This window comes from Xanthomonas sp. SHU 308 (assembly GCF_000364645.1).
Lineage (GTDB): Bacteria > Pseudomonadota > Gammaproteobacteria > Xanthomonadales > Xanthomonadaceae > Xanthomonas_A > Xanthomonas_A sontii.
Genome location: NZ_AQOK01000290.1, coordinates 1 through 1,376, shown reverse-complemented (window position 1 = coordinate 1,376; position 1,376 = coordinate 1). Strand labels below are relative to the sequence as shown.

General features: G+C 69.9%; 1 protein-coding gene. It reads left to right on the top strand.

All coding sequences use genetic code 11. From position 1 onward, the window contains the following. On the top strand, positions 1-1,217 hold a 1,217-nt coding region (locus D588_RS0110515; protein WP_017915940.1), incomplete at its 5' end, for a chemotaxis protein CheA. Positions 1,218-1,376 lie beyond the last annotated feature (159 nt).

The window sequence follows — 1,376 nt, the reverse complement described above, 5'->3', positions numbered from 1 at the left end:
CGGCCGCGGCAGCGGCCCCCGCCGCCAATGCCGGCCCCGCCAAGGCCGCCGGCGCGCGCGGCGAAGGCGGCTCGATCCGCGTCGACGCCGACAAGCTCGACCGCATGATCGACCTGGTCGGCGAGCTGATCATCGCGGTCGCCAGCACCGGCGCCAACGCGCAGCGCACCGGCGATGCGCAGTTGCTGGAGTCCACCTCGATCCTCGCCGGGCTGGTCGAAGAGGTGCGCGAAAGCGCGCTGCAGCTGCGCATGGTCAAGATTGGCGGCACCTTCAGCCGCTTCCACCGCGTGGTCCACGACGTGGCCCGCGAACTGGGCAAGGACATCGCGCTGGTAGTCAATGGCGAGGACACCGAGCTGGACAAGTCGGTGGTGGAGAAGATCGCCGATCCGCTGACCCACCTGGTGCGCAACGCCATGGATCACGGCATCGAACCGGCCGAGGTGCGCCAGGCGCGCGGCAAGCCGGTGCGCGGCACGGTGCGGCTCAACGCCTTCCACGATTCCGGCAGCATCGTCATCCAGATCAGCGACGACGGCGGCGGCCTCAACCGCGACCGGATCCTGGCCAAGGCGCTGGAACGCGGCCTGATCGAACCCGGCCGCCAGCTCTCCGACCGCGAGGTGTTCGCGCTGATCTTCGAGCCGGGCTTCTCCACCGCCGAGAAGGTCACCAACCTGTCCGGCCGCGGCGTCGGCATGGACGTGGTCAAGCGCAACATCGCCGCGCTGCGTGGCAGCGTCGACATCAGCAGCCAGCAGGACGTCGGCACCACCATCTCGGTGCGGCTGCCGCTGACCCTGGCGATCATCAACGGCTTCCAGGTCGGGGTCGGCAAGTCGGTGTTCGTGGTGCCGCTGGACGTGGTCGAGGAATGCGTGGAGTTCGCGCCGAACTACCAGAGCGAGTACATCGACCTGCGCGGCAACGTGCTGCCCTACGTGCGCCTGCGCTCGCTGTTCGCCATCGCCGGCGCGCCGCCGGCGCGCGAGAGCATCGTGGTGATCCGCCAGGGCTCGCAGCGTTTCGGCCTGGTGGTCGACACCCTGCTCGGCGAGTGGCAGACCGTGATCAAGCCGCTCTCCAAGGTCTTCGCCCAGGTCAAGGGCATCAGCGGCTCCAGCATCCTCGGCAGCGGGGGGGTCGCCCTGATCCTGGACGTGCCGTCGCTCATCGGCCAGTTGCAACCCGGCACCGAATCGCTGGCGGCCTGAACCGCCGCATCGCCTGCCGTCATTCCTACGTCACGCCATCAACCAGGAATCGCCGTCATGTCCCAGAACCGGATGCCCCTTACCACCCTGCCGACGGCCGCGGTCGTCGCCGTCGCCCTGCCCGCCGCCGCGGCCGTCGCGGCGCTGGCGCTGCCGCTG